Genomic DNA, 25,515 nt, shown 5'->3' with positions numbered 1-25,515 from the left:
TAGCCTAGGGCGCGGTCGAGGGGCCCGCGCCACCCCCGACGGGGGCGTCGTCGGTCGTGGCCGTGCTACGACGTGAGCGCGACTTCTTCTTCGGTGGCGGCGGCACGAGCCACGACAGGTCGCCGGCGTGGGTGTTGGTGGCCAGCACGTAGGGACGGGTCCCGGTGTAGCGGATGATCGACACCGACGCGGGGTCGACGTTGAGTCGCTGGAACAGGTCGAGGTGCATGCCGAGCGCGTCGGCCAGCACCGACTTGATGATGTCGCCGTGGCTGACCGCCACCCACACCGCGCCGGCCCCGTGCTCGGCCTCGATGGCGGCGTCGTGGCGTCGTACGGCGGCCACCGACCGGGCCTGCATCGTCTGCATCGACTCCCCGCCGGGGAAGGCCGCGGCCGACGGCTGGGTCTGGACGGTCTTCCACAGCGGCTCCTTGGCCAGGTCGCGCAGGAGCCGGCCCTGCCACTCGCCGTAGTCGCACTCGCTGATGCCCTTGTCGGTCGTCACCCGCGGCGCGGTCTCGCGGGCCGCCACCAGTGCCTTCGCGGTCTGCCGGCAGCGCTCGAGCGGGCTGCTGACGATCGCGGCCAGCGGCACGGGGGCGAGCCGCTCGCCCGTGCGCTGCGCCTGACCGGTGCCGACGTCGTCGAGCCGGACGCCGGGGAGCCGCCCGGCCAGGGTGCCCGACGCGTTGGCCGTCGTCCGGCCGTGTCGGACGAGGATCACGGTTGCCATGAAACGGACTGTAGAGGCACTACCGTGACGGCGTGATCGTGGACAGCGCCGTGTACAAGGGCGGGGCCCGGGTGTCGCTCGACTGCCACGTCCACGACTACGCCACGCTGCGGGGAGCGGCCGCCGACCGCGACGGGTTCGTGTGGGTCGGGCTCTACCAGCCCAGCCAGATGGAGCTCAACGAGGTCGCGGAGGCCTTCGGGCTGCACCGCCTGGCCGTCGAGGACGCCTTCAAGGCCCACCAGCGCCCCAAGCTCGAGCTGTTCGACGACAGCCTGTTCCTGGTGCTCAAGACGCTCTGGTACGTCGACGAGGACGACGCCGTCGAGACCGGCGAGATCAACATGTTCGTCGGTCACGACTTCGTCATCACGGTGCGTCACGGCCGTGGGTCGCAGCTGCAGGACGCCCGCAAGTTCCTCGAGGGGTCCGAGGAGGTCCTGACCCACGGGCCGTCCGCGGTCGTCTACGCCGTGTGCGACACCGTCGTCGACGCCTACCTCGCCGTCGTCGAGGAGCTGCAGGTCGACGTCGACGAGGTCGAGGAGTCGGTCTTCTCCGACCAGCGCACCCAGGACTCCGCCCGCATCTACACGCTCAAGCGTGAGATCGCCGAGGTACGCCGCGCGGTGCTGCCCCTGCGCGAGCCCATGCGGCGGTTCGCGTCGGGCCTGGTGCCGGGGGTCGACGGCCAGGCCGCGCCGTTCTACCGCGACGTGGTCGACCACCTCACCCAGGCCGCCGAGATCGTCGACAGCCTCGACACGCTGCTCTCGACCGCCTTCGACGCCCACCTCGCGTCGATCTCGGTGCAGCAGAACGACGACATGCGCAAGATCTCGGCCGGCGCCGCCATCGTCGTGGTCCCGACCCTCATCGCCGGGGTCTACGGCATGAACTTCGAGCACATGCCCGAGCTCTCCTGGCAGTTCGGCTACGGCTACGCGTTGCTGCTGATGTTCGGCAGCTCGGGCCTGCTGTTCTGGTTCTTCAAGCGGTCGGGGTGGCTGTAGCCAGGCCGGTTCAGGCGGTGAGCACGCCCGCGCCGAGCAGCAGCAGGGTCGCCGTACCGAGGGCGATGCGGTAGACCACGAACGGCGTGTAGGAGCGGGTCGAGACGTAGCGCAGCAGCCACGCGATGGCGGCGTACCCGACGACGAAGGACACGACCGTGGCCACCGCGGTGGGGACGGCGCCGTAGCTGTTGGCCTGGCCGCCGATGTCCTTGAGCTCGAACAGCCCGGCCCCGACGACGGCGGGGATGGCCAGCAGGAAGGCGTAGCGGGTGGCCGCCTCGCGGTTGTAGCCGAGGGCACGACCCATCGAGAGCGTCGCGCCGGACCGGGAGACACCGGGCACGAGCGCGAGGGCCTGGGCGCCGCCCATGAGCAGCGCGTCGCGCAGGGTGATCTGCTTGATCTCCTTGTCCGTCTCGCCGAAACGGTCGGCGACGCCGAGCACGACGCCCATCACGATCAGCAGGACACCGATGACGTAGAGGTTGCGGAAGTCCTGCTCGATGACGTCCTTGAGCAGCACGCCGAGCACGACGATCGGCAGCGACCCGACGATGATGAACCAGCCCATCCGGGCGTCGAGGTGGCCGCGCAGCTCGGGCTTGACCAGCGAGCGCAACCACATCGACGCGATCCGCAGGATGTCCTTGCGGAAGTAGATGAGCACGGCCAGCTCGGTGCCGATCTGGATCACCGCGGTGAACGCGGCACCTGGGTCGCCCCACCCGAACAGCTCGGGGAAGATCCGTAGGTGAGCGCTGCTCGAGATCGGCAGGAACTCCGTCAAACCCTGGATCAGGCCCAGCACGACAGCCTGCAGCACGTCCACCACGAGACGAACGCTAGGGCACCGGTCCGCGTGCCCCCGCATCCGCGCCGGGGCCGGTCGTCTAGGTTTTCGCCATGCAGCAGCGATCCCTGGGCAGCACCGGTCTGCGGGTGTCGCGCCTGGGTCTCGGCACGATGACGTGGGGCCGCGACACCGACGAGCACGAGGCCCGTGACCAGCTGATCGCCTTCGCCGAGGCCGGCGGCACGCTGGTCGACACCGCCGCGGGCTACACCGACGGAGACTCCGAGCGGCTGATCGGCACCCTGATCGGTGACGTGGTGTCGCGTGACGAGATCGTGCTGGCGACCAAGGCCGGCATCTCGCGGCGCGGCGGCGAGCGCGTGACCGACACCTCCCGCGGGGGCCTGCTCCCCACCCTCGACGCCTCCCTGCGCCGGCTCGGGGTCGACCACGTCGACCTGTGGCAGGTCCACGTGTGGTCCGACCGCACGCCGCTCGAGGAGACCCTGACGGCCCTCGACGTCGCCGTGACCTCCGGCCGCGCGTCGTACGTCGGCATCAGCAACTACCACGGCTGGCAGACCGCCCAGGCCGCGACCTGGCAGCGCGCCGTGCCCGGGCGGGCCACGCTGGCCTCGACGCAGGTCGAGTACTCCCTGCTCAACCGCGCCGTCGAGCGCGAGGTCCTGCCCGCGAGCCACGCGCTCGGCCTCGGCGTCCTGCCGTGGTCGCCGCTGGGCCGGGGCGTGCTCACGGGCAAGTACCGCGGGGGCACGCCGTCGGACTCCCGCGGCGCGTCCCGGGTCTTCGCCGGGTTCGTCGAGCCCTACCTCGACGACGAGAGCGCCCGCGTGGTCGAGGCCGTCGTCCGCGCCTCCGAGGGCCTGGGGTGGACGCCGCTCGAGGTCGCCCTGGTCTGGGTGCGCGACCGCCCCGGCGTCACCGCCCCGATCGTCGGCGCCCGCACCGCCCAGCAGCTGCGCGGCTCGCTCGACGTCGACGACAAGGAGCTGCCCCCCGAGCTCGTCGCCGCCCTCGACGACGTGTCCAGCGCCTCGAGAGGAGCCACCTGATGCCCCGTCAAGAACGCCGAGCACCCCGCCCGGGCGTCGAGTGGGAGTTCGACAAGGTCTCGTTCTCGCGCGAGTTCCCGCGCGGCGTGGTCACCAAGCTGCTCGTCGAGCGTGCCGAGCACGGCGGCTGGGAGCTTGACCGGGTGCGCATCGGCAACGACGGCGTGCGCCGGGTGATCCTGCGCCGCAAGATCATCCGCGCGGTCCGCACGGCCTGAGCCAGCCCCCGCCTCGTCCTGGCCGACCAGTCCTAGAGGTCGCCCAGGAACCGGTCGAAAACCCGCGCCCCGAACTCCAGCGCGTCGACCGGCACCCGCTCGTCGACGCCGTGGAACAGCGCGGTGAAGTCGAGGTCGGCGGGCAGGCGCAGGGGCGCGAAGCCGTAGGAGCGCAGGCCGAGCCGGCGGAAGTGCTTGGCGTCGGTACCGCCGCTCATCGTGTACGGCGCCACGAGGCCCTCGGGGTCCTCGGCCAGGATGGAGCGCGTCATCGCCCCCACCAGGTCGCCGTCGTACGGCGTCTCCCAGGGCTGCTGGTGCGACAAGTAGTCCCACTCGATGCCGTCGCCGCACAGCTCGCGCAGCGTGGCGAAGAACTCGTCCTCGTAGCCCGGCAGGAAGCGGCCGTCGAGGTGGGCCGTCGCGTCGGTCGGCACCACGTTGACCTTGTAGCCGGCGCTGAGCTGGGTGGGGTTGACGGTGTTGCGGATCACCGCGCCGAGCATCCGCGCCGCTCCCCCGAACTCCTCGACCAGCGCCGGCGCGTTCTCGGGGGTGGCCTCGGTGCCGGCCAGGTCGGCCACGGTCGCGAGCAGCACCTCCATGGTCGGGGTCAGTCGCACGGGCCACTCGTGGGCGCCGATGCGCGCCACGGCCGCGGCCAGGCAGGTCACCGCGTTGTCGCGGTTCATCATCGACCCGTGCCCCGCGGTGCCCCGGGCGGTGAGCCGCATCCAGGCCATGCCCTTCTCGGCGGCCTCGATGAGGTAGAGCCGACGACCGCGCACCGTGGTCGAGAAGCCGCCGACCTCGCCGACCGCCTCGGTGCAGCCCTCCAGCTCGTCGCGGTGGTGCTCGACCAGCTGCTCGGCACCGTGGTGGCCACCGGCCTCCTCGTCGGCGGTGAAGCACAGCACGATCGGCCGGTCGGGCACGGCACCGGCGCGCTGGCGGGCCCGCACCACCGACAGCAGCATCGCGTCGAAGTCCTTCATGTCGACCGCACCGCGACCCCAGACGTAGCCGTCCTGGACCTCGCCGCTGAACGGGTCGACCTTCCAGTCCTCGGCCGCCGCCGGTACGACGTCGAGGTGGCCGTGCAGGAGCAGCCGGTCGGTGCGGGCGTCGGCCCCCGAGCCGCCGCCCCAGTGGGCGACGACCGAGGTCCGACCTGGGGTCCTCTCGTACAGGCGCGACTCGATGCCGACCTCGTCGAGGAGAGCGGCGACGTGCTCGGCGGCCTCGCGCTCCCCCGGGCCGCCCGAGCCGTCGCGCTCGCCGTAGTTGGTGGTGTCGATCCGGATCAGGTCACGGCACAGCTCGACGACCTCCGCGGCCGGGTCGTACGACGGGGCGGCGAGATCGGGTTCCATGCCCCCATCCTGGCACTGGCCGTCGTGACCCCCGATGAGGTCCCCGGGCCGCGTCTTTGCTAACGTTCGACCGCACTCGTCCGGGTGGCGGAATTGGCAGACGCGCTAGCTTGAGGTGCTAGTGCCCGTATTAGGGCGTGGGGGTTCAAGTCCCCCCTCGGACACTCAGAAGGCCCCGGCTCCACGGGGCCTTTTGTTCATTTCGTCCAATGACAGCGGCTCCCACCGGGCTTCATCGGGCCTTCACGGACCAGCGGTACCGTCGAGGAGTGGCGCAGCCGAGGGTCGTGGGGTCGTGAAGGTCCTCGTCGCCGACGACGAGCCCCGCCTGGCGAGCCTCCTCGAGCAGTCGCTGGTCGAGCTGGGCTGGACGGTCGACGTCGTGGCCGACGGCCGCTCCGCCTACCTCGCGGGGCTCGGCGACGCGGGCTACGACGTGCTGCTCCTCGACTGGATGCTGCCGGGCATGGAGGGCATCACCGTGTGCCGCCGGCTGCGTGAGGCCGGGGTCCGCACCCCGATCCTCGTGCTGACCGCCCGGACCACCGTGCCGGACCGGGTCGCCGGCCTGCGAGCCGGTGCCGACGACTACCTGCCCAAGCCGTTCGACCTCGACGAGCTGGTCGCCCGGCTGCAGGCGTTGCACCGCCGGGCGCGCGACGAGTACGACGAGCCGCTGGCCGTCGGTGACCTGGTCCTGGACCCCGGCTCCCGGCGGGTACGGCGCGGCAGCACCGCGATCGACCTGTCGGCCCGCGAGTTCGACATCCTGCGCCTGCTGATGTCGCGCGCCGGGCGACTGGTCACCCGCCTGGCCATCCTCGACGAGGTGTGGGACGGCGACACCGACGTGCGGAGCAACGTGATCGACGTCCACGTCGCGTCGGTGCGCGCCAAGATCGATCGTCCCTTCGGCACCAGCACGATCACCACGCTGCGGGGTTCGGGCTACCGGATCGACCCGGGATGACGCTGCGCCGCCGCCTGGCACGGCTGCCACTGCGGGTCCGGCTGGTGGCCGGCTTCTCGGCGACGATGCTGCTCGTCCTCACCGCGATGGGCGCCGTCGTCTACTGGCGCGTGCAGTTCGCCCTCGACCGCCAGCTCGACGGCGACCTGACCTCGCAGACCCGCGCGCTGGCTCCGCTGGTCGGGCCGGACGGCCAGGTGTCGTCAGGGGTCAGGGGTGCCGTCGAGGGCGACCTCTACCAGGTGCTGGACCGCGACGGAGACGTCCTGGCGGCAAGCCCCGGGCTCCCGTCCGGCGCGCTCGTCCTGCCCGCGACCGCCGCCGCGGCGCTGCGGGGCCCGGTGCTGCGCGACGTGGGGGCCCTGCTGCCCACCACCCGCGACCCGCTGCGCGTCTACGTCACCGCGCTGCCCGCTCCCGGGGGGCAGGACGCCGCCTTCCTGGTGGTGGCGATCCGTCGCAACCATCGCGACGAGGCCCTGCTCGAGCTCCTCGTGCAGCTCAGCGTCGCCGGCTTCGGGGCCCTCCTCGCGACGGCGTTCGTCGGCGACCGATTGGCGCGGTTCGCCCTGCAGCCGGTGGAGCGCTACCGCGCCCGAGCCGAGGAGATCATCGCCGGTGACACGAGCGTGCGGCTGGAGGTGCCCGCGGAGCGCCACGACGAGGTCACCCGCCTCGGCGACACGCTCAACACGATGCTCGCCGCGCTCGAGGGTGCGCTCGAGCGGGAGCGCCAGTTCGTCAACGACGCGAGCCACGAGCTGAGGACCCCGCTCACCCTGCTCACCACCCGCGTCCAGCTGGCCCGCCGCCGGCCGCGCACGGTGGCCGAGCACGAGGTCGTGCTGGCCGAGATCGAGACCGACGTGACCCGGCTGGTCGCCCTGGCCGAGCACCTCCTCGACGTCGGAGGGGCCCAGGACACCGCGGACCGCAGCGCCGACCTCGCGGCGCTCGCCACCGAGGCCGTCAGTCGCCGCAACGCGCTCGACCGGCAGCCCGGGCCGTGCCGGGCCTCGACGACGGCGGCCGGGCCCGTACGGGTGCCGCTCTCCGACGCCGCGGCCGAGCAGCTGATCGGCAACCTGCTCGACAACGCGGCCAAGCACGGCAGGCCACCGGTGCGGGTCACGGTCGACCATGTCGACGCCGTCGCCCGCATGCGCGTGGTCGACAGCGGCGAGGGCATGGATCCCGACCTGCTCGCCACGGCGACCCGGCGCTTCACCCGGGCCGCGGGCGCACGCTCGCGCGACGGGTTCGGCCTCGGTCTCTCGCTGGTCGAGCGCCTCGTGGTCGGCGCCGGCGGGCAGCTGCGACTGTGCTGCTCCGGGCACCACACCCGGCACGACGGTGGGTCCGGACGTCTCGACGACGTGGCCTGCGACCACGCCGACACCATGACGGTGACGGTGCTGATCCCCCTCGCGACGCCCGACGTCAAGCCCTGACGCAGATGATTCATCCAGGCTTCACGTTGCGTTCGTAGTGTCCCTCTCGCGTTCCCTGCGAAAGGACCTTGATGCTCCAGACCGTGATGACGGGTGTGCTCGACCACCTCAACGGACCCGCCCGGCTCGGCCTCGACGTGCTGTCGATGCTGCTGCTCGTCGGGGTCCTCTACCGCCGACGGGTCGCGGCGCCCGAGATGATCCTCGTCTTCACCGCGCTCAACATCGGGCTGTTCGCCGCCGTCTCCGCGATCGGCTCGGGCAGCTTCCCGACCGGCATCGGGTTCGGGCTCTTCGGCCTGCTCAGCCTGGTGCGGCTGCGCAGCACGGCCTTCACGCTCAAGGACGTCGCCTACACCTTCGTCGCCCTGGTCCTGGCCCTGATCAACGGACTGCCCGAGCGCAACCTGGCGCTGGTGGTCGGCCTGGACGCCGTGCTCCTGGTGGCCATCTGGCTCACCGACGAGTCCCGGTCCGCCCCACCGACACGCATCATGCGGGTGACCCTCGACCGGGTCCTCACCGACTCCGAGTCGATCGGCGCGCTGGTGCGCGAGCGCATCTCGGTCGAGCCCGTCAGCGTGACGGTCGACGAGGTCGACTACGTGCGCGAGACCACGCGGATCGCGGTGCGCTACGTGGTCGACGACGGCTGGTGGAGCTGGTCGGACGCCCAGCGGGCCAGCGACCGGGCCGACGTGGCCGAGAGCGAGGCCACCGGTGCGCGCTGACCCGGCTCCCCCGCTGCTCGGCGTGCCCCTCCCCGACCCGCTCGCCCTTCGCGGTCGCGGACGGGTCGGCCTCGAGGAGGTCGTCGAGGAAGCCGCCCGGATGACCCGGGTCGACCGCAAGTACCTCGTGTCCCGAGCGGTCGCCGAGAGCTTCCTGGAGCGGCTCGCGTCGTCGTTCCGGGTGCTCTCGATCGGCGGACGGGACAGCACCGCGTACTCGTCGGTCTACTTCGACACCGCACGGCTCGACGCCTGCCGCGACCACGTCCAGCAGCGTCGCCGGCGGTGGAAGGTCCGCAGCCGGCTGTACGTCGAGGACCAGCTGTGCCGCTTCGAGGTCAAGACGCGCGACGGACGCGGGGTCACCCACAAGACGGTCACCCCCAGCGAGCCGGCGCGCCACGGCCGGCTGGGCCCGGTCGAGGCCGCCTTCGTGACGAGGACCCTCGACGACCGCGGGCTCGACGTCGACGTCGCCTCCCTCGGCGCGACGATGCGCGTCGACTACCGCAGGCTCACCCTCGCCGACACCGACGACCACCTGCGCGTGACTCTCGACCTCGGGGTCCAGTGCACGCTCGAGGGCGGACGGGTCTGGGTCGACGAGGCATGGGTGCTCGTGGAGACCAAGGGCGGACGTCGCCCGTCGCCGGCCGACGTCCTGCTCGGCTCCCTGGGGGCCCGCCCACGGTCGTTCTCCAAGTACGTGTCCGCAGCCTCGCTGCTGCGTGCCGACATCCCCGACAACGACGTGCGCCAGCTGCGCGGGCGCCAGCTGCACGCCCGGGAGGCCGTCGCATGACGCCCACGTCGAGGCCGCCGCGCGCACCACGCACGGCCCGGTCGCGGGCGTTCCGCGTCGTGACCGTGCTGGCGGTGCTCGCCGTCGTGGCGGGGGGCATCGCCCCGTCGCTCCACGCGGCGTTCGCCGGCACGTCGGCGAAGGACCGGATCGCGGCCGACCCGCCGCCGCCGCTCTTCCCCGACCGCGACATCGCCCCGATCGGCGACCAGGTCGCGCTCCAGCAGTCGGCGGCCCGGCACTACCTGGCCAGCTGGTGGGCCGACCACGGCGCCGAGGCCGACGACACGGCGTTCGTGGCCTGGCTGGAGGACACGCTGCCGGGACCACCGTCGGCCACGGCCCGGGCCGCGGAGATCGACCAGGAGCGGCGGATCGCCCTCACGCGCGACACCGCCGGCGTCGCGGCCGCGAGCTGGCTGGAGGCCTACGGCAAGAAGGACGTCTGGAAGCTCGCCGCGCACGACCAGGCCGAGCTGTTGCCCGCCGCCGCCGGTGTCGCGCTCAAGTCCGACGTCGACGCCATGCTGTCGATGTCGAAGACCGTGGCCGACGCCCTCGGAGCGCGCTACCAGCAGTCCGCGCCCTACGTCGTGGACCCCTCGTTGCGCCCCGACCACGTGGTCGCACCCGGCGACGTCTGCCCGTGCTCCTACCCGTCGCGACACGCCACCTCGAGCGCGGCGTCGGCGACGTACCTCAGCGCGACGGCGCCGCACCGGGCCGAGGAGTACCGGTGGATGCAGGACGAGATCGACTGGTCGCGCCTCTACATGGCCGGCCACGTCACCAGCGACATCACCGGCGGGACGCTGCTCGGCGACATGATCGGCGAGTACTTCCTGGTCACCCGCGGCCACGAGCCGGTGCCCGTCCCCGCACCGGCACCCGCACCGGCCCGCGCACCGGTTACCGGCACCGGGGTCGCAGCGCGACCGCACTGAGCGGATCGGTGACCGGCACGGCGAACGGGTGCCGTTGGTCCCACCCGCGGCGGGGCCTGCGGCCGTGGCGGCCACGCGAGCCCCACCGCAGCGTGGTCGCATGACGATCACCCCGCCGCGCCCCGGCTCGATCACCGTGGGGCTCGACGGGCCCGACTCCTCCGACGGCTCCTCCGCGGCGCTCGCGTGGGCGGCTCGGGAGGCCTCGCTGGAGGCCCGCCAGCTGCGCCTGGCGCACTCGACCCGGGCCCACGTCCCGTGGACCGCGGCCGAGTCGGAGCTGGTCGAGCTGAGCGAGGCCGCCGAGGAGCAGGGCGAGCGGGTGCTGGACGCGGCCGTGGGGTGGGTCACGCGGCACCACCCGACGTTGTGGGTCACGACCATGCACCTGCACGACCACCCCGCGCGCGACCTGGTCCGGATGTCGCACGACGCCGCCATGGTGGTGCTCGGGTCGCGGGGGCGCAGCGCGATCGTGGCGATGCTCGACGGGTCGGTGGGGGCTGCGGTCGCCTCGAGGGCCGAGTGTCCGGTCGTCGTTGTCCGGTCCCCGGACGACCGGGGCACCGGGGTCGTGTGCGCCGTCGAGGGAACCGGCGACGCCCACCAGGTCGTCGAGTTCGGCCTGCGCTACGCCTCGCTGCACCGGCTACCGCTGGCCGTGCTGCGCTGCCACGCGAGCAGCGACGGCTCGTCGCCCGACCTGGTGGCGGTCAGGGCCGACGTGCCCACCGACGACGACCGGGGCATCGCCGAGATCCGCCGGCTCGTGGGCGAGGTCGTGGGCGACCTGGCGCAGAAGTTCCCCGACGTCGACCTCACCCTCGAGCTCGAGCACGGCCGGGTCCGCAGCGTGCTGCCGCGCCGTACCCGGACCGCCGACCTCGTCGTCGTCGGCCGCACCCGGCACCACGGGGTGCTCTCACTGCTCCACCCGGCGGTGGCCGGACCGCTCGTCGAGCACGCCTCCGGGACGATCGCCGTCGTCCCGGTGCCGGGCTGACGTGGGCTGACGTGGGCTGACGTGGGCCGACGACGACCGACGGTCAGCGCGACTCGGGCCGATATTCTTGACTCGTTCAAGAAAACGAGGGAAGGTCGTGACGTGCCCGTCCCCACCGATCCTGCCGCCGTCCTGCGGACGGCCGGGCTGCGCGTCACCCGCCCGCGCCTGGCGGTGCTGGAGGCGGTCCACGCGCGTCCCCACGTCGACACCGACGCGGTGATCGAGGCCGTGCGCGCCGACATCGGCGTCGTGTCCCACCAGGCCGTCTACGACGTCCTGCGCGCGCTCACCGACGCCGGGCTGCTGCGCCGGATCCAGCCCACCGGCTCGGTCGCGCGCTACGAGGCGCGCGTCGGCGACAACCACCACCACGTCGTCTGCCGCTCCTGCGGCGCCGTCGCCGACGTCGACTGCGCGGTCGGCGAGGCACCCTGCCTCACCGCCTCCGACGACTCGGGCTTCGTCATCGACGAGGCCGAGGTCACCTACTGGGGCTCCTGCCCCGCCTGCACGTCCCGCTGAAACCGACCCCAACCGGAAGGACTCCCGTGTCCGATCACGAGACCGTCGAAGCCGACATGAACACCGAGGGCGCCGCCGGGTGCCCTGTGCACGCCGGCCGGATGGCGCACCCCACCGAGGGCGCCAGCAACACCGACTGGTGGCCCAACCAGCTCAACCTGAAGATCCTGCGCAAGCACACCCCCGTCGCCAACCCGATGGGCACCGACTTCGACTACACCGAGGCGTTCAAGACCGTCGACCTCGACGAGCTGGCCCGCGACGTCGACGCGATCATGACCGACTCGCAGGACTGGTGGCCGGCCGACTTCGGGCACTACGGCGGCTTCATGGTGCGCATGGCCTGGCACAGCGCCGGCACCTACCGCGTCGAGGACGGCCGCGGGGGCGCGGGCGCCGGCATGCAGCGCTTCGCGCCGCTCAACAGCTGGCCCGACAACGGCAACCTCGACAAGGCCCGCCGGCTGCTGTGGCCGGTCAAGCAGAAGTGGGGCGCCAAGGTCTCGTGGGCCGACCTCATCGTGTTCGCCGGCAACCGCGCGCTCGAGACCATGGGCTTCAAGACCTTCGGCTTCGGCGGCGGCCGCCCCGACGTGTGGGAGCCCGACGAGGACGTCTACTGGGGTCCGGAGCGCACCTGGCTCGGCGACGAGCGCTACACCGGCGACCGCGAGCTCGAGAAGCCGCTGGGCGCCGTCCAGATGGGGCTGATCTACGTCAACCCCGAGGGTCCCAACGCCAACCCCGACCCGGTGGCCTCGGCCCGCGACATCCGCGAGACCTTCGCCCGGATGGCCATGAATGACGAGGAGACGGTCGCGCTCATCGCCGGTGGCCACACCTTCGGCAAGACCCACGGCGCGGCCGACCCCGACCAGTACGTCGGCGCCGAGCCTGAGGGTGCTCCCCTGGAGGAGCAGGGCTTCGGCTGGAAGCAGGGCTTCGGCAAGGGTGGGGGCCGCGACACCATCACCAGCGGCCTCGAGGTCACCTGGACCCGCACCCCGGTGCAGTGGAGCAACGACTACTTCGACCACCTCTTCGGCTACGAGTGGGAGCTCACCAAGAGCCCCGCGGGCGCGTGGCAGTGGGTGGCCAAGGACGCCGACGACATCATCCCGGACCCCGAGACCGGCGAGCTCAACCGCAAGCCCACGATGCTCACCACCGACCTGGCGCTGCGCATGGACCCGGTCTACGAGCCGATCTCGCGACGCTTCCACGAGAACCCCGAGGAGTTCGCCGACGCGTTCGCCCGCGCCTGGTTCAAGCTCACGCACCGTGACATGGGTCCGATCCAGCGCTACCTCGGCCCGCTCGTGCCGCAGGAGGAGCTGCTGTGGCAGGACCCCGTGCCGGCCGTCGACCACCCGCTGGTCGACGACGCCGACATCGCCTCGCTCAAGCAGACGATCCTGTCCTCCGGCCTCACCGTCCCGCAGCTGGTCAAGGCCGCCTGGGCCTCGGCCTCGACCCACCGCGTCAGCGACAAGCGCGGTGGCGCCAACGGTGGTCGGATCCGCCTGGAGCCGCAGCGCGGCTGGCCGGTCAACGACCCCGACGAGCTCGCGCAGGTCCTGACCACGCTCGAGCGCGTCCAGGCCGACTTCAACGCCGCCGCCACCGGTGGCAAGCGGGTCTCGTTCGCCGACCTCGTGGTCCTCGGTGGCGTCGCAGCCGTCGAGAAGGCGGCCGCTGACGGTGGTTACGCCGTCACGGTGCCCTTCACGCCCGGTCGGACCGACGCCACCCAGGAGCAGACCGACGTCGAGTCGTTCAGCTACCTGGAGCCGACCACCGACGGGTTCCGCAACGTCCTGGGCAAGGAGGGCCACCTGCCGGGCGAGTACCGCCTGGTCGACCGGGCCAACCTGCTCGGTCTCACCGCCCCCGAGATGACCGTCCTCGTGGGTGGCCTGCGGGTCCTGGGCGCCAACACCGGCGACAACCCCAAGGGCGTGCTCACCGACCGGGTCGGGACGCTGTCCAACGACTTCTTCACCCACCTTCTCGACATGGGGGTCGAGTGGCACGGGATCGACGGTGACGACGACGGCTTCGAGGCGCGCGACCGCAAGACCGGCGAGCTGCGCTGGACCGGCAGCCGGGTCGACCTGGTCTTCGGTTCCAACTCCGAGCTGCGTGCGGTCGCCGAGGTCTACGCGAGCGCCGACGCCGCCGAGAAGTTCGTGCACGACTTCGTCGGTGCCTGGACCAAGGTCATGGAGCTCGACCGCTACGACGTGAGCTGACTCCTGCACGTCCGACACCACAGGACGGCCCGGCCCCTCGGGGCCGGGCCGTCCTGCGTCAGCCGGGTCCGCCGCGAGTCATCGGTCCGGCTCACGCCACACGGGGTCGCCCGCCAGGCTCACCAGGGCCAGCATGGTCAGCGGCGGACCGCTCGCGGGCGAGGTCGCCCGGCCCCCGCTGCCGGCCCAGGCCTCGGCCCGCACCTCGACGCCGTCATCGACGACGACGGCCAGGGTCGACGGCGGACGACCGCCGCCGCCGGGGCTGTGCACGACCCGGACGCACGAGGCTGGCGCACACGGGGTCGACGAGCGGCGTACGTCGACGCGCACCAGCGCGGGGCCCCGGCGGGTCTCGAGCATCACCGCGCCGGTCTGCACGGCACGGTGCAGCGAGCCGGCCGCGCCATCGACGAGCACCTGCTCACCGCCCGGGGCCGGCCGGGCCGTGCGGCTCCCGGTCGCGGCGACCAGGTCACGCAGCGTCTCGTCCATGTCACGGGCCGCCACCGCGAACCCGCCGGAGGGCGGGACCACGGGGCTGATCATCACCGCACGGGGTCCGTCGCCGGCGTCGCGGTACCCGACCAGGGACGCCGCGCTCGCCGTGGTCACGACCGCGGCCACACCGAGGACGGCCATCCGTGCGAGGGACGCGCGGCGGGGGTGTCGCAGCCAGCGCCGGGGGCTTGGTCGGAGCAGGCGTCCGGGGTGCTGCACGACCGCCACCTCGAAGGCCCGCAAGACCCCGGAGGAAGCCGTGGAGGGGGCTCCGAGGGGCCCTTCCGGCCCCTCGATCGCACCGCGGGCGGCCCCAGCAGCCCCTCCGGACCCGACGCCCGGTGGGGCCGGTGGGACTGCTGAGGCGGATGAAGCTGATGAGGCGTCGTCGCATCGACGTCGGGACGTCATTTCCACGAAAATCCTCAATTAGTCGTTGCGATCGGGGACGTTTGCCTCTTTCTTTGACAGAATTATCCCCACCGCAAGGCGGGCTGACCACCAGCCGGCCATCCCAAGGAGAAAATCATGTCGAAGTTCCGCGCCCTCCTCGTCTCCTCGCTGCTCGCCACCGCCCTGCTCGGCTCCGTGGCGACCACCGGTGCTGCCACCGAGGCCAAGGCCCCGACGCAGACGCTGCGCGACGGCTCGCAGTGGTGCTGCTGACCACGAGCTGATACTTGTCTAGCCCGACCGTGGCGCGACCCGCGCTGTGGTCGGGATCGAGGACGTCGTCAGACCGGAAGAAGCCCCGGCACGCCGGAACGCCTCCATGGCCTCGTCTACCGCGCCGTAATCACGCAGCAGGTTGGCCAGCTCAAACCAGAGTTGTGCCGCTTCGCGATCGGCGCCGACACCGTCCAGTACGACGAGCGCGCGCCGGAATCGACGCACCGCCTCGTCGACCTCGCCTCGTGTCGCCGCGACCTGCCCCATGACGGTCAACGCCTGAGCACTGAGCATGAGGTTGCTCTCGCGCATGGTCTCGAAGCAGTCCTCGGCCAGCCTCTCAGCTTCCTCGGCGTCTCCCAGGAGCAGCCGGCAACGAGCACGCCCGAGCTCGTTGCGTCCGAAGTCGTAGGTGCTGGCCTCGTTGAACTCCATCTCCTGCCGCGCTCGCTCCAGGTTGAGCGACGCCCCCTCGACCTCAGGCGGATTCTGAGCCAGCTGGAGCAGTCCCAGCTGGCTACGCAGGCGCGCCATGCTGCGCGCGTCGTGGGTCTGCTCGAGAAGCACGACCGCCTTCTGCGCCAGCGGCAACGCGTCGGTGATGTTGCCCTGGCGCTGGTGCACGATGCTGCTGTTCCAGTAGGCCGAGGCACGGGCGCTGGGCGACTCGATCTTCTCGGCGCTGGCGACGGCGCGCTCACACATGCGCAGGGCGAAGTTGACGTCGCCGCGCTCGAAGTGGGCGGCGGCGACCGTCACGGCCAGCTGGATGCCCTCGGCGCTGCCCTCGAGGTCGGACGCGCTGACCAGCTCGGCCGCGCGCTCCCCGATGTCGCACGCACGCGTCAGGTCGCCCTCCTCGCGGTAGCACCGGCTCAGCGCGAGCAGCGCCCGGATGCGGAACAGGGCATCGGTGCTGAGGGAGAGCAGGTCCTCGAAGGTCTTGATGGCCGCGGTGAGGTCGCCGGTCGACTCCAGGGCCTGCCCGCGCAGGTAGCGGGCCTTGACCGACAGGGCCGTCGGCAGCTCGGGCTCCCCGAGCAGGGCCTCGACCCGCGCCAGGGCCGATGCCGCCTGCCCGGTCCGCAGGTCGAGCTCGGCGTAGTCGAGGTCGAGCCGCAACCGGTCGAGGCGCTCGCGCTCGGCGGTGTTCTCGTCGGGGGCCAGCAGCTCCTCGGGATCACACCCCATCCGGTTGGCCAGTGCGACCAGCAGGTCGGCGCTCGCGCGTCGCTGGCCGGCCTCGATCCGGGAGATGTACGCCGTCGACATCTCGTCGCCCGCAGCCTCACCCTGGGTCAGCCCGGCTCGTTGACGTGCGAGCTTGATCCGGGCGCCGACCAGGGCGGCATCGATGTTCTTGGCCCTCACCCGGAGGTCGGGCGTGACCTGGGCTGGCTCTCGTGTTTGTTCCACCAGATCAGTGTGCCCGAATATGACATCAGGTATGCGCAATCTGTTCAGATCAGTCATCCGGGGTGTCACAAGGGTGCTGGCATGCTCCTGGCATGACCTCCGACACCAGCGCTCCCGACCGTGCCTCCCAGCTGCTCGCCCTGCACCGCGACCCCGACCTGCTCAGCGTGGTCAACGTGTGGGACTCCATCAGCGCCACGGTCGTCAGCGACCTGCCCGGCACCCGCGCCCTGGCCACGGCCAGCCACTCGATCGCAGCCTCGCGCGGCTACGAGGACGGCGAGAACATCCCGCTCGACGAGATGATCGAGGAGGTCCGCCGCATCGTCGTCGCCACGAGCCTGCCGGTCACCGCCGACCTCGAGGGTGGCTACGGCGACGCCGCCGAGGCGGTCCGCAGGGCGATCGGCGTGGGCGTCGTCGGCGCCAACGTCGAGGACCAGATGAAGCCGCTGTCCGAGGCCGCGGCGCAGGTCGAGGCGATCATGGCGGCTGCGGCCGCCGAAGGCGTGCCCGACTTCGTGCTCAACGCCCGCACCGACGCCTTCGTCAAGGGCGCGCCCGACCCCCTCGCCGAGGCCCTCACCCGCGGCAAGGCGTTCCTCGACGCCGGCGCTCCGGTCGTCTTCGTGCCCGCCAAGCTCGACGAGGAGCAGATCTCGACGCTCGTCGAGGCCTTCGGCCCGCAGCGCCTCACGACGATCGGACTGCCCGGGACGCCGTCGCTGGCGCGCCTGGAGGAGCTGGGCGTCGCGCGCGTGTCCTACGGGCCGATGTCGCAGCGGGTCGCGCTGACGGCGCTGGCCGAGCTCGTGGAGGCGGTGCACGCCGGCGGCGGCGTGCCCGCCTCGATGCGCCCCCTCAACTGACCCGCCACGGGCCAGGTCGACGGCTCACCCGAGCGTCGTACCGACCCAGTCGGGATCGCTGGAGGCCTCGCCCTGGACGTCACCGTCCAGGGACGTGGCCGCCGTGTCGCCGGCCAGCGAGCGGACCAGCGCCTCGTCGAGGGGCAGGTAGGGCACGCCCGGCGCCAGCGTGCGGCGTACGTCGTCCTCGCGGCACACCATGTCGTGGGTCAGGCTCCTGACCAGGGCCCGGATCGTCGAACGTGGGATCCCCGTCAGCAGCGCGACCCCCTCACCGACCAGCGACATCGGGGCGAACAGCAGCGGGACCTGCGGTCGCACGAGGCCGGCGGCCGCGGCGAAGCGGGTCAGCAGCTCGCCGTAGGTGAGCACCTCGTTGCCGCCGACGTCGAAGGCCCGGTTGCGGGGCTCCCCGGTCAGGGCCGCCACGAGCAGCCGGACGACGTCCTCGACGGCGATCGGCTGGATCCGGCTCGACATCCAGAGCGGCAGCGTCAGCACCGGGAGCCGCTCCGACATCCGCCGCATCACCTCGAACGACATCGACCCGCCCCCGATGACCATCGAGGCGCGCAGCACGGTCGCGGGCGTCGGGCCGGCCAGCAGGATCTCCTCCACCTCCAGGCGCGACCGGAGGTGGTCGGAGAGGTCGTCGGCCGGCACGTCGGGGACGAGCCCGGACAGGTAGACCACGCGCTCGGTGCCGGCGTAGGCACAGGCCGCGACCAGGCTCTCGGCGGCCTCGCGGTCACGCTTGAGGAACTCCCCCGCGCCCATCGAGTGCACGAGGTAGAACACGGCGTCGAGGTCACGGACGGCGAGGTGGACCGAGACGGTGTCCTCGACGTCGAGGTGGCGCCGCTCGACCTGGTCGGCCCAGGCGAACCGGTCGAGCCCACCGGTGTCGCGGGCCGCCGCCACCACCTCGTGGCCGGCTGCCAGCAGGGCCGGGACCAGGCGGGAACCGACGTAGCCGCTGGCTCCGGTGACGAGAACACGCATGCGGTGAAACTACGGGAGGGACCCACGGCGATACTGCACGCATGACGCTTCGGCTCGGTTTCGTGGTCGGTGCCACCCCCGACAGGTGGGCCCGGGCCTGGCGCGAGCGCAGCCGTGAGCCGATCGAGCTGGTCCCGCTGACCGAGGCCGAGCAGGTCGACGGGGTGCGCGACGGCGAGCTCGACATGGCGCTGGTGCGCCTGCCGGTCGGCTCGGTCGGAGACGTCCTGCACTGCGTGCGTCTCTACGACGAGGTGCCGGTCGTCGTGGCGGGCCACGAGCACCTGGTGGCCGCGGCCGACCCCGAGGGCGTGAGCCTGGCCGACCTCGCCGACGAGCAGCTGGTCCTGCCCCACCCGTCGGGCTGGACGCCCGCGGCCGCCCAGCTCGACTGGCCCCCGATGACGCCGGCCGAGGCCGTCGAGACGGTCGCCGCGGGCACCGGCATCGCGATCCTGCCGATGTCGGTCGCCCGGCTGCACGCGCGCAAGGACGTCGTGAGCCGCCCGGTGACCGACCTGGAGCCCACGACCGTCGCCCTGGTCTGGCGCATCGACCGCGACTCCGAGCGCACCCAGGCGTTCGTCGGCGTGGTCAAGGGCCGCTCGGCCAACTCCTCGCGCGGCTGACTCCCATCACCCGGGCGGCGCCGGCTACCAGCTGGTGGTGAGGGGCCGGCCCTCGTGGAACCCGGCTGCCGACTGCACGCCGACCACCGCCCGCTCGTGCAGCTCGGCCAGCGACGCGGCGCCTGCGTAGGTGCAGGCGGAGCGGACCCCGGAGCAGATCTGGTCGATGAGGTCCTCGACGCCGGGCCGGGCCGGGTCGAGGTACATCCGCGACGACGAGATGCCCTCCTCGTACAGGCCCTTGCGGGCCCGGTCGTACGACGACTCGGTGGCGGTCCGGGAGGCCACCGCGCGCGCCGACGCCATCCCGAACGACACCTTGAAGGCGCGGCCGTCGGCGTCGAGCATCAGGTCGCCCGGTGACTCGTGGGTGCCGGCGAACCACGAGCCCACCATCACCGACGACGCCCCGGCGGCCAGCGCGAGGGCCACGTCGCGGGGGTGGCGCACCCCGCCGTCGGCCCACACGTGCGCGCCGAGGTCGCGTGCGGCGGCGGCGCACTCGAGGACCGCGGAGAACTGCGGGCGGCCCACGCCGGTCATCATCCGCGTCGTGCACATCGCGCCGGGACCCACGCCGACCTTGACGATGTCGGCGCCGGCGTCGACCAGAGCCCGGGTGCCCTCGGCCGAGACCACGTTGCCCGCGGCGACGGGCACCTGCGGGTCGAGGGCGCGTACGGCGCGCAGCGCCTCGACCATCCGGTCCTGGTGGCCGTGGGCGGTGTCGACGACCAGGCAGTCGACGCCGGCCTCGAGCAGCGCCTCCGCGGTGGTGGCGACGTCGCCGTTGACGCCCACCGCGGCGGCGATGCGCAGACCACCGCGGGCGTCGGTGGCCGGGGTGTAGAGCGTCGCGCGCAGCGCGCCGGTGCGGGTGAGCACCCCCACCAGCGAGCCGTCGTCGGCGACCGCGACCGCGAGCCGGGCCCGGGCCGCGTCGAGGCGGTCGAAGACGGTGCGCGGGTCGGTGTCGTCGTCGACCACGACGGCGGGCGGGCGCATCACCTGCCCGGCCTGGGCGAAGCGGTCGACGTCGCGGCAGTCCGCCTCGGCGACCACGCCGACCGGCCGCCCGTCCTCGACCACGACCGCGGCACCGTGCGAGCGCTTGGGGATCAGCGACAGGGCCTCGGCGACGGTCTGGTCGGGCCGCAGCGTGATCGGGGTGTCGAAGACCAGGTGGCGCGACTTGACCGACGTGACGACCCCGGCGACGACGGAGGCGGGGATGTCCTGCGGGACGACCGTGATCGCCCCGCGCCGCGCGACGGTCTCGGCCATCCGCTTGCCGGCGATCGCCGTCATGTTGGACACCACGACCGGCAGCGTGGCGCCGGTGCCGTCGGTCGTCGTGAGGTCGACGTCGTAGCGACTGGCGACCGTCGAGTGGCGCGGGACCATGAAGACGTCGTCGTAGGTCAGGTCGTGCGCGGGCGGGCCGTCGAGGAACTCCACCGACCCGACTCTAGGCTGTCGGCCGTGGAACACACGGTGGTGGTGCGGGCTCCCGGACGCGTCAACCTGATCGGCGAGCACACCGACTACAACGCAGGGCTGTGCCTGCCGGTCGCGATCGCGGCCTCGACCACCGCGACCGCGACCGTGCTCCCCGCCGGACCCTCGCGCCTGACCAGCGCCCAGCAGGACCAGACGTGGGAGGGCACCGCGTCCGACGCCGCGCCCGGGCTCGTCTCCGGCTGGGCGGCGTACGCCGCGGGCGTGCTGTGGGCCCTCGAGCAGGCCGGGTACGCCGTGCCGCCGTTGGAGCTGCACGTCGACAGCACGGTGCCGCTCGGGTCGGGCCTGTCGAGCTCGGCGGCGCTCGAGGCCGCCGTGGCGGTCGCGGCCGTGACCGCTGCCGGCCTGACCCTCGACGACACCCTGCGCCGCAGCCTGATCGCTGTGTGCCGGCAGGCCGAGACCGAGGTCGCCGGCGCACCGACCGGGGGGCTCGACCAGTCCGCGATCCTGCTGGCACGACCCGGTCGGGCGCTGCTCCTCGACTTCGCCGACGGCTCCGCGGTCCACGTCCCCGTCGACGTGCGGGCCGCCGGGCTGGAGGTCCTCGTCGTCGACACGCGCGTCTCGCACGCCCTGACCGACGGCGGCTACGGGTCGCGCCGCGCCCAGTGCGAGCAGGCTGCGGGACTCCTCGGCCTCACCACGCTGCGCGAGGCCACGCTCGCGGACGCAGCGACCCTCGCCGACGAGGTGCTGGGCCGGCGCGCGACCCACGTCGTCAGCGAGATCGTGCGGGTCGAGCAGGCCGTCGAGGCGCTGCGCGCGGGCGACTGGGACCGGGTCGGCGGGCTGTTCACCGCCTCCCACGTCTCGCTGCGCGACGACTTCGAGGTCAGCTGCGCCGAGCTCGACCTGGTCGTCGACACCGCCCTGGAGGCCGGGGCCCTGGGTGCCCGGATGACCGGCGGCGGGTTCGGCGGCTCCGCGATCGCGCTGGTGCCGGCGACACGTGCCGAGGCCGTGCGTCGCGCGGTCGACACCGCCTTCGCCCGCGCCGGCCTCGCCGCCCCTGGCCACCTCGACGGCACCCCGTCGGCGGGCGCTGGCCCGGTGGACCCGGTCACCCCGTCGCGGTGACCCCGATCCGCCCCTCGCGGAAGGCCTGCACGAAGTACGCGTGGTCCTCACGCACGCGGGCGGCGTACGACGCCCCGAACCGCGTCACCCAGTCGACCAGCTCGTCCTCGCGGTCCCCCACGGCCTCGGTGATCGCGTCCTCGACCTGGAACTCGACGAGGTCCTCGTCGCTGTCCTCGTCGGAGGCGCAGTGGATCTTGGCCGTCGCACGGCCCAGCAGCGCGACCACTTGGGCGATGTCGTCGGGCTCGGTCAGGCCGGACCAGTCGAGGTCGACCTCGTAGGGAGACACCTCGGCGACGACGTAGCCCACGCCGTCGAGCTCGGTGTAGCCGAGCAGCGGGTCGGTGTGCACCTGCAGGGCCCGCTGGCTGACGACCGTGCGGTGCCCCTCGTGGTCGAAGTAGCGGTCGACCTCGGCGGCGTCGACGAACCGGCTGATCGCCGGCACGTTGGCCTGCTTCATCGACAGCAGGACGTCGTTGTCGAGGGCCTGGCTGAACCCCTCGACCAGCACGTTGTACGCCGGCAGCCCGGCGCTGCCGATGCCGAAGCCCGACGTGCCGACGACGTCGCGCAGCTCGTAGAACAGGTCGCGCTCGGAGCGCCGGCGCGGCGGGATCGTGTCGAGGTAGGCCTCGAACGCCGCCACCACCCGCGCCTGCTCGGTCACGCCGAGACGGCGTACGGACGGGTGGTCGGCGAAGCGACGCACCCCGTCGACCAGCTCGGTGTTGGCGTCGAGCAGGTCGGCACGCCGCTGCAGCCGCGCGGCCACCAACGCCTCGCGGACGGGGCCGTCGGTGTTGTCGAGGTGCAACGAGAAGTCGTCGTCGGTCTCGCTCTCGACGTAGGAGCGCACCTGTGCGAGGTAGGCCCGCACGTAGGCCTCGGTCAGCGCGGTGACGTCGTCCTCGGGCAGCGCCTTCTGCCACCCCATGAGCGCCAGCGAGGCGGCGAAGCGCAGCAGGTCCCAGGTGAACCGGCCCAGGTAGGCCTCGTCGAAGTCGTTGACGTCGAAGACCAGCCGCCCGTCGGAGTTGAGGTAGGTGCCGAAGTTCTCGACGTGCAGGTCGCCGTGCACCCAGATGCGCGCCGCGTCACCGGTGGCGAACGGGTCGTCGACCGCCCCCTGTCCCCGGTCGCCCGCCACGTCGTGGAAGAACAGGCAGGCCGTGCCGCGGTAGAACGCGTGGGGGTCGCTGGCCATCGTGCGGAACTTGGCGCGGAACGCGGTCGGGTCGGCCTTCATCAGCGGTGCGAAGGCGTCGGTCAGGACGGAGACGATGACGTCGGTGCGGGCCTTCGCGGCCTTCTCGGTGGCGGCACTCATGCCCCCACCGTGCCAGACCGCGCCGGACACGACCGGTGTGACCGGTGCGACCGGGCCTGCGTACTCAGTCGGGGTCGAGTACGCCGGCCGGCCCGGGCCGCCGCCCGCGCCGCCAGGGTTCTCGGCATGACGAACCCCGGCCCCGCCGCCCCCGCCAAGAACACCGCCGCCTTCTTCGCCATGGCCGGCATCTCCTTCGCCGTCGCCCTGCTCTCGCTGCTGATGGCGGTCCTCTACCTCGACGCCGAGCCGTGGGCCAAGGCCTTCTTGGCCCTCGGCACCCTGTTCCTCACGACCTCGGCGTTCACCCTCGCCAAGTGCGTGCGCGACAACCAGGAGACCCAGTCGGTGGTCCACCGCCTCGACCAGGCCCGCGTCGACCGCCTGCTCGCCGAGCACGACCCCTTCCGCGCCGTCTCCTGACCCCGATCCCCCGACCCACCCCCGACGGGCCCGCACCTCTCCGGTGCGGGCCCGTCGTCGTCCTTGCCTTCGACGCCCGCGAAGACCAGCCAGGTGTGCTTGGATCGGTGACCCCGGCCCGTGTCCCCAGGAGCAGCCCCGTGGCCCCCTCGCCCGCCCTTCCGGACCCCGCGCTGGTGGTGCTGGTCGGGCCCAGCGGCGCCGGCAAGTCGACCTGGGCCGCGGCCCGGTTCCGAGCCGAGGAGATCGTGTCGTCCGACGCGCTGCGCGCGCTCGTCGGCAGCGGCCCCGCGGACCTCGATGCCTCCATCGACGCCTTCGACCTCCTCGAACGCATCGTGACCGCCCGACTGTCGCGCAGGCTCACCACGGTCGTGGACACGTTGGGCACCGACGCCGACCGGCGCCGCCGGTGGCTCGGTCTGGCCCGGGACGCCGGCCTGGCGTGCGTGGTCGTCGTGGTGGACACCCCGGTCGCCGAGGCCCGCAGGCGCAACGGCCTGCGGGACCGATCCGTGCCCGCGGCGGTGCTGGCGCAGCAGCACCGCCGCCACGCCCAGGTCGTACCCGCGCTCGCCGACGAGGGATGGGACCTCGTGGTCACGGTGCCGGGCTCCGGAGGCGACGTCGGGTCCGGCGGGTCGAGCACGTCGAGCGGGGACAGCCTCTCCACGGGTGCCGACCCGCCGTCCTCCCCGGCGTCCGGCGAACGACGCAGCTCGCAGGGCCTTCGGATCGTGCTGCAGCTCTCGCGGTTCCCCTGGGGCGAGGACCCCCGCACCTGGCTGCGCGACGTCGCGCTGGCCGCCGACGACGCCGGGCTCGCCGGCATCGCCGTGATGGACCACCTGATCCAGATCCCCCAGGTCGACCGGGCCTGGTCACCGATCCCCGAACCGTGGGTCACGCTTGGGCTGATGGCCGGGCTCGGCACCGGCCTCGACCTCGGCACGTTGGTGACTCCCGTGACGCTGCGGCCCGCCGGCGTGACCGCCAAGGCAGCCGCCACCCTGAGCGCGCTGACGGGCGGCCGCACCTTCCTCGGGCTCGGCGCGGGCTGGTGGGAGCGCGAGCACGCGGCGTACGGCGTGCCCTTCCCGCCGGCGCGCGATCGGCTCGACGCCCTCGAGGCCACGATCGAGACGGTGCGGGCCCTGTGGGGCGCGGGCACCAGGCCCTACGACGGCGAGCGGGTCTCGTTGCCCGAGACCACCTGCTACCCGAGACCGGTCGCGCCGATCCCGGTCGTCGTCGGCGGCACCGGTACCCGCTCGCTGCGGGTCGCCGCGACCCTCGGGGACGCCGCCAACGTGCCCTCGACGCTGCCCGCCCTGGACGACCACCTGGCCGTGCTGCGCGGGCATCGGCGCGACGTCGCCGTCACGGTCCTCGACCTGCCGACCATCGGCACCGACCGCGACGACACCTGGGCGCGCGTCGAGCGCCTGCGCGGGCGGTCGGCCGCGGCGGCCTACGCCGGCCGGACGCACGCAGGTACCCCCGCCCAGCACCGTGACCGCTACGCCGGGCTCGCCGAGCGTGGCGTGGACACCGTGTTCGTCGCCCTCGCCGACCTCGAGGGTCCCGACGACCTGGCCCGTGTGGCGCCGCTCGCCCGGTGACCCCGGCCACCCCGGCGGGCGGCGTGCTCGCGGGCAGGGGGTGCGAGGGTGGGCCCATGGCTCTCCTCCACACGATCAGCTCCGTCGTCCGACTCCCGCTGCGCGCGGTCGGGACGGTCGTCTCCACGGCCGTCTCCCTCCTGCCCGGGCACACGAGCGCCCCGACTCCCTCGCCCACGGACGCGGCGCCCGTCGCGCCGGCCACGCCGGTCCCGGCCGCGAGGGCCACCGCGCCGGCGGCCACGGGACCGACCCCTGACCCGGCGGCTCCGGCGGCGCCGTCCGCCGCGGCGACGAAGGCCCCCGCCAAGAAGGCCCCCGCCAAGAAGGCCGCGGCGAAGAAGGCCGCGGTCAAGAAGCCCGCCGCCGCCAAGCCCGCCGCGGCGCCCGCCGCCACGCTCCCGCCGCCGGTCGTCGAGCCCGAGCCCGCCCCGGTGACCGACATCGACGCCAAGGCGGCCGACGAGGTCGTCACGGTCACCCCGGCCGACATCGCCGCCACGATGGGCACCGCGCTCGACGAGGAGTCCACCAGCTCCTCCTGACCACCCCGACGTATGACG

At 73.1% G+C, this 25,515-nt stretch carries 26 protein-coding genes and 1 tRNA gene; 19 read left to right on the top strand and 8 right to left on the bottom strand.

Translation table 11 applies throughout. The features are described 5' to 3' along the window. Positions 1-4: 4 nt before the first annotated feature. Positions 5-736 (bottom strand): histidine phosphatase family protein, encoded by a 732-nt coding sequence (locus tag FZC61_RS06000; RefSeq protein WP_148613205.1) that lies wholly within the window; start codon positions 734-736, stop codon positions 5-7. A 32-nt stretch (positions 737-768) separates the two neighbouring features. Here FZC61_RS06000 and corA point away from each other — a divergent pair, with 32 nt between their 5' ends. Then, positions 769-1,749, top strand: a complete 981-nt coding sequence (gene corA / locus FZC61_RS05995) for a magnesium/cobalt transporter CorA (RefSeq protein ID WP_148613204.1) — start codon at positions 769-771, stop codon at positions 1,747-1,749. Between the two features lie 10 nt (positions 1,750-1,759). Here the strand turns inward: corA and FZC61_RS05990 are convergent, their stop codons facing one another. Beyond that, on the bottom strand, positions 1,760-2,584 hold the full coding sequence (locus tag FZC61_RS05990) for an undecaprenyl-diphosphate phosphatase (protein WP_211357111.1): 825 nt from the start codon (positions 2,582-2,584) through the stop codon (positions 1,760-1,762). Between the two features lie 71 nt (positions 2,585-2,655). Between FZC61_RS05990 and FZC61_RS05985 the strand changes: the two genes are divergently transcribed. Both FZC61_RS05985 and FZC61_RS05980 read left to right on the top strand, forming a co-directional pair. After that, positions 2,656-3,618 (top strand): aldo/keto reductase, encoded by a 963-nt coding sequence (locus FZC61_RS05985; RefSeq protein ID WP_148613203.1) that lies wholly within the window; start codon positions 2,656-2,658, stop codon positions 3,616-3,618. After that, positions 3,618-3,836 carry a DUF5703 family protein gene (locus tag FZC61_RS05980; protein WP_148613202.1) on the top strand — a complete coding sequence of 73 codons (219 nt, stop codon included), beginning with the start codon at positions 3,618-3,620 and terminating at the stop codon, positions 3,834-3,836. Before FZC61_RS05985 ends, FZC61_RS05980 begins: the two co-directional genes overlap by 1 nt. Positions 3,837-3,868: 32 nt before the next feature. On the opposite strand, the gene FZC61_RS05975 is transcribed toward FZC61_RS05980, so the two are convergent. Beyond that, on the bottom strand, positions 3,869-5,209 hold the full coding sequence (locus FZC61_RS05975; RefSeq protein WP_148613201.1) for a M20/M25/M40 family metallo-hydrolase: 1,341 nt from the start codon (positions 5,207-5,209) through the stop codon (positions 3,869-3,871). Positions 5,210-5,287: 78 nt separating this feature from the next. On the opposite strand from FZC61_RS05975, the gene FZC61_RS05970 reads away from it, so the two are divergent. The 9 genes from FZC61_RS05970 to katG all read left to right on the top strand — a co-directional run bounded on the left by FZC61_RS05970 (position 5,288) and on the right by katG (position 13,887). Then, positions 5,288-5,373, top strand: a tRNA-Leu gene (locus FZC61_RS05970). Positions 5,374-5,504: 131 nt separating this feature from the next. Next, a complete protein-coding gene (locus FZC61_RS05965; protein ID WP_148613200.1) occupies positions 5,505-6,179 on the top strand; it encodes a response regulator transcription factor in 675 nt (224 codons plus the stop codon). Further along, a complete protein-coding gene (locus FZC61_RS05960; RefSeq protein WP_148613199.1) occupies positions 6,176-7,630 on the top strand; it encodes a sensor histidine kinase in 1,455 nt (484 codons plus the stop codon). Before FZC61_RS05965 ends, FZC61_RS05960 begins: the two co-directional genes overlap by 4 nt. A 71-nt stretch (positions 7,631-7,701) precedes the next feature. Beyond that, entirely contained in the window at positions 7,702-8,361 is a 660-nt protein-coding gene (locus FZC61_RS05955) for a DUF4956 domain-containing protein (protein WP_211357110.1), read from the top strand. After that, positions 8,351-9,163: a polyphosphate polymerase domain-containing protein gene (locus FZC61_RS05950; protein ID WP_148613198.1), complete on the top strand. Its 813-nt coding sequence runs from the start codon at positions 8,351-8,353 to the stop codon at positions 9,161-9,163. Before FZC61_RS05955 ends, FZC61_RS05950 begins: the two co-directional genes overlap by 11 nt. Further along, complete coding sequence (locus FZC61_RS05945) at positions 9,160-10,107, top strand: phosphatase PAP2 family protein (protein WP_170285995.1); 948 nt, start codon at positions 9,160-9,162, stop codon at positions 10,105-10,107. Before FZC61_RS05950 ends, FZC61_RS05945 begins: the two co-directional genes overlap by 4 nt. A gap of 100 nt (positions 10,108-10,207) precedes the next feature. Beyond that, entirely contained in the window at positions 10,208-11,110 is a 903-nt protein-coding gene (locus FZC61_RS05940; RefSeq protein ID WP_148613196.1) for a universal stress protein, read from the top strand. Between the two features lie 102 nt (positions 11,111-11,212). Next, positions 11,213-11,635, top strand: a complete 423-nt coding sequence (locus FZC61_RS05935) for a Fur family transcriptional regulator (RefSeq protein ID WP_148613195.1) — start codon at positions 11,213-11,215, stop codon at positions 11,633-11,635. Between the two features lie 56 nt (positions 11,636-11,691). After that, positions 11,692-13,887, top strand: coding sequence for a catalase/peroxidase HPI (gene katG / locus FZC61_RS05930; protein ID WP_211357136.1), 2,196 nt, complete (start codon positions 11,692-11,694; stop codon positions 13,885-13,887). 78 nt (positions 13,888-13,965) lie between these two features. Here the strand turns inward: katG and FZC61_RS05925 are convergent, their stop codons facing one another. After that, positions 13,966-14,529 (bottom strand): hypothetical protein, encoded by a 564-nt coding sequence (locus FZC61_RS05925; RefSeq protein ID WP_148613193.1) that lies wholly within the window; start codon positions 14,527-14,529, stop codon positions 13,966-13,968. A 387-nt stretch (positions 14,530-14,916) separates the two neighbouring features. Here FZC61_RS05925 and FZC61_RS22960 point away from each other — a divergent pair, with 387 nt between their 5' ends. Beyond that, positions 14,917-15,054, top strand: coding sequence for a hypothetical protein (locus FZC61_RS22960; RefSeq protein ID WP_170285994.1), 138 nt, complete (start codon positions 14,917-14,919; stop codon positions 15,052-15,054). Between the two features lie 18 nt (positions 15,055-15,072). Here the strand turns inward: FZC61_RS22960 and FZC61_RS05920 are convergent, their stop codons facing one another. Then, positions 15,073-16,473 (bottom strand): helix-turn-helix domain-containing protein, encoded by a 1,401-nt coding sequence (locus FZC61_RS05920; RefSeq protein WP_170285993.1) that lies wholly within the window; start codon positions 16,471-16,473, stop codon positions 15,073-15,075. Positions 16,474-16,565: 92 nt separating this feature from the next. Here FZC61_RS05920 and FZC61_RS05915 point away from each other — a divergent pair, with 92 nt between their 5' ends. Next, complete coding sequence (locus FZC61_RS05915; RefSeq protein ID WP_148613191.1) at positions 16,566-17,342, top strand: isocitrate lyase/PEP mutase family protein; 777 nt, start codon at positions 16,566-16,568, stop codon at positions 17,340-17,342. 24 nt (positions 17,343-17,366) lie between these two features. On the opposite strand, the gene FZC61_RS05910 is transcribed toward FZC61_RS05915, so the two are convergent. Further along, positions 17,367-18,344, bottom strand: coding sequence for an NAD(P)H-binding protein (locus FZC61_RS05910; RefSeq protein WP_148613190.1), 978 nt, complete (start codon positions 18,342-18,344; stop codon positions 17,367-17,369). A gap of 41 nt (positions 18,345-18,385) precedes the next feature. On the opposite strand from FZC61_RS05910, the gene FZC61_RS05905 reads away from it, so the two are divergent. Beyond that, positions 18,386-18,973: a LysR family substrate-binding domain-containing protein gene (locus FZC61_RS05905; protein WP_148613189.1), complete on the top strand. Its 588-nt coding sequence runs from the start codon at positions 18,386-18,388 to the stop codon at positions 18,971-18,973. 24 nt (positions 18,974-18,997) lie between these two features. Here FZC61_RS05905 and FZC61_RS05900 read toward each other — a convergent pair whose 3' ends face one another. Then, a complete protein-coding gene (locus tag FZC61_RS05900; RefSeq protein ID WP_148613188.1) occupies positions 18,998-20,431 on the bottom strand; it encodes a GuaB1 family IMP dehydrogenase-related protein in 1,434 nt (477 codons plus the stop codon). A gap of 24 nt (positions 20,432-20,455) precedes the next feature. Here FZC61_RS05900 and galK point away from each other — a divergent pair, with 24 nt between their 5' ends. After that, a complete protein-coding gene (gene galK / locus FZC61_RS05895) occupies positions 20,456-21,574 on the top strand; it encodes a galactokinase (protein ID WP_211357109.1) in 1,119 nt (372 codons plus the stop codon). Here galK and FZC61_RS05890 read toward each other — a convergent pair. Next, the gene (locus FZC61_RS05890) at positions 21,558-22,907 is read right to left on the bottom strand and encodes a DUF2252 domain-containing protein (protein ID WP_148613186.1); all 1,350 of its coding nucleotides are present in this window, start codon (positions 22,905-22,907) and stop codon (positions 21,558-21,560) included. The two genes, galK and FZC61_RS05890, sit on opposite strands and share 17 nt — an antisense overlap. 126 nt (positions 22,908-23,033) lie before the next feature. Here FZC61_RS05890 and FZC61_RS05885 point away from each other — a divergent pair, with 126 nt between their 5' ends. The 3 genes from FZC61_RS05885 (at position 23,034) to FZC61_RS23380 (ending at position 25,497) form a co-directional block, all read left to right on the top strand. Beyond that, the gene (locus FZC61_RS05885; protein ID WP_148613185.1) at positions 23,034-23,330 is read left to right on the top strand and encodes a YiaA/YiaB family inner membrane protein; all 297 of its coding nucleotides are present in this window, start codon (positions 23,034-23,036) and stop codon (positions 23,328-23,330) included. Positions 23,331-23,470: 140 nt separating this feature from the next. Beyond that, positions 23,471-24,952: an LLM class flavin-dependent oxidoreductase gene (locus FZC61_RS05880; protein WP_148613184.1), complete on the top strand. Its 1,482-nt coding sequence runs from the start codon at positions 23,471-23,473 to the stop codon at positions 24,950-24,952. 56 nt (positions 24,953-25,008) lie between these two features. Further along, entirely contained in the window at positions 25,009-25,497 is a 489-nt protein-coding gene (locus FZC61_RS23380; RefSeq protein WP_211357108.1) for a hypothetical protein, read from the top strand. Positions 25,498-25,515: the final 18 nt, after the last annotated feature.

The sequence above is a fragment of the Nocardioides rubriscoriae genome (genome assembly GCF_008087085.1).
Lineage (GTDB): Bacteria > Actinomycetota > Actinomycetes > Propionibacteriales > Nocardioidaceae > Nocardioides > Nocardioides rubriscoriae.
This window is presented reverse-complemented; position numbering and strand designations above follow the sequence as displayed.

Excerpts from the sequence above, each read along its gene's own strand:
- FZC61_RS06000 (WP_148613205.1), bottom strand. The coding sequence starts at position 736 with ATGGCAACCGTGATCCTCGTCCGACACGGCCGGACGACGGCCAACGCG.
- FZC61_RS05985 (WP_148613203.1), top strand. The coding sequence starts at position 2,656 with ATGCAGCAGCGATCCCTGGGCAGCACCGGTCTGCGGGTGTCGCGCCTG.
- FZC61_RS05980 (WP_148613202.1), top strand. The coding sequence starts at position 3,618 with ATGCCCCGTCAAGAACGCCGAGCACCCCGCCCGGGCGTCGAGTGGGAG.
- FZC61_RS05975 (WP_148613201.1), bottom strand. The coding sequence starts at position 5,209 with ATGGAACCCGATCTCGCCGCCCCGTCGTACGACCCGGCCGCGGAGGTC.
- FZC61_RS05960 (WP_148613199.1), top strand. The coding sequence starts at position 6,176 with ATGACGCTGCGCCGCCGCCTGGCACGGCTGCCACTGCGGGTCCGGCTG.
- FZC61_RS05955 (WP_211357110.1), top strand. The coding sequence starts at position 7,702 with ATGCTCCAGACCGTGATGACGGGTGTGCTCGACCACCTCAACGGACCC.
- FZC61_RS05945 (WP_170285995.1), top strand. The coding sequence starts at position 9,160 with ATGACGCCCACGTCGAGGCCGCCGCGCGCACCACGCACGGCCCGGTCG.
- FZC61_RS05940 (WP_148613196.1), top strand. The coding sequence starts at position 10,208 with ATGACGATCACCCCGCCGCGCCCCGGCTCGATCACCGTGGGGCTCGAC.
- katG (WP_211357136.1), top strand. The coding sequence starts at position 11,692 with ATGAACACCGAGGGCGCCGCCGGGTGCCCTGTGCACGCCGGCCGGATG.
- FZC61_RS05925 (WP_148613193.1), bottom strand. The coding sequence starts at position 14,529 with ATGGCCGTCCTCGGTGTGGCCGCGGTCGTGACCACGGCGAGCGCGGCG.
- FZC61_RS22960 (WP_170285994.1), top strand. The coding sequence starts at position 14,917 with ATGTCGAAGTTCCGCGCCCTCCTCGTCTCCTCGCTGCTCGCCACCGCC.
- FZC61_RS05915 (WP_148613191.1), top strand. The coding sequence starts at position 16,566 with ATGACCTCCGACACCAGCGCTCCCGACCGTGCCTCCCAGCTGCTCGCC.
- FZC61_RS05910 (WP_148613190.1), bottom strand. The coding sequence starts at position 18,344 with ATGCGTGTTCTCGTCACCGGAGCCAGCGGCTACGTCGGTTCCCGCCTG.
- FZC61_RS05905 (WP_148613189.1), top strand. The coding sequence starts at position 18,386 with ATGACGCTTCGGCTCGGTTTCGTGGTCGGTGCCACCCCCGACAGGTGG.
- FZC61_RS05890 (WP_148613186.1), bottom strand. The coding sequence starts at position 22,907 with ATGAGTGCCGCCACCGAGAAGGCCGCGAAGGCCCGCACCGACGTCATC.
- FZC61_RS05885 (WP_148613185.1), top strand. The coding sequence starts at position 23,034 with ATGACGAACCCCGGCCCCGCCGCCCCCGCCAAGAACACCGCCGCCTTC.
- FZC61_RS23380 (WP_211357108.1), top strand. The coding sequence starts at position 25,009 with ATGGCTCTCCTCCACACGATCAGCTCCGTCGTCCGACTCCCGCTGCGC.